The sequence below is a fragment of the Parachitinimonas caeni genome (genome assembly GCF_030129945.1).
In the GTDB taxonomy this organism is placed as follows: Bacteria; Pseudomonadota; Gammaproteobacteria; order Burkholderiales; family Chitinimonadaceae; genus Parachitinimonas; species Parachitinimonas caeni.
The window spans coordinates 1-567 of the sequence record NZ_JARRAF010000163.1 but is presented as its reverse complement, the minus strand read 5'-3'; the positions used below and the strand labels follow the sequence as shown (position 1 = coordinate 567).

Annotated in this window: 1 protein-coding gene; it reads left to right on the top strand. The window is 62.4% G+C overall.

All coding sequences use genetic code 11. The features are described from left to right. The first annotated feature begins 206 nt into the window (after positions 1-206). Entirely contained in the window at positions 207-533 is a 327-nt protein-coding gene (gene tnpA / locus PZA18_RS24120; RefSeq protein WP_284103437.1) for an IS66 family insertion sequence element accessory protein TnpA, read from the top strand. Positions 534-567: the final 34 nt, after the last annotated feature.

Sequence of the window (567 nt, the reverse complement as noted above, 5' to 3'; positions counted from 1 at the left end):
TATCCCACGCCGGGAGTCTCTGCCCACCTCTCTGATTGATCGACCTCACCTGCCCTGGACACGCGTCACAACAGGGCTTCGCAGTGCAGCAAACGCCCTACAATGGAATCATCTTTCCTGTTTCGAGGTAAGCGTCCGATCCCACCACCTAGCGCTGCGGTCACCCAGCCACGAAACTCCGGGATTTGATTGGTGGGAGTCAGGTGATGGTGCAGTCATGTGAGTCATGGACAGAGCGGGAAGCACAGGTGGAGAGGTGGCGTAGCAGTGGCTTGAAGGCGGAGGCCTACTGTGCTCAACAGGGTCTGGCCTTGCCGAGCTTCTTGTACTGGGTGAAGCGGTTGCGGCGGCAGAGGGTGCCTGTCCAGCCAGTGGCGCCCTTGCAGCTGGTGCCGGTGAGTGTGCAGGCACCCACGCCGACCCCGATGGCGCTGGGAAGTCTGACCCTGCGCAGCCCCGCTGGCTGGCAGCTGAGTCTGCCGGCCAGTTGGTCTGCGACCGACGTGCTGGCGCTACTGCGGCAATTGCCATGAGTAGTGCACTGAGTCCGGCCCAGGTCTTTCTGGC

What these genes read in the sequence shown, in the direction of transcription:
- tnpA (WP_284103437.1), top strand. Translation starts at nt 207, where the DNA reads ATGGTGCAGTCATGTGAGTCATGGACAGAGCGGGAAGCACAGGTGGAG.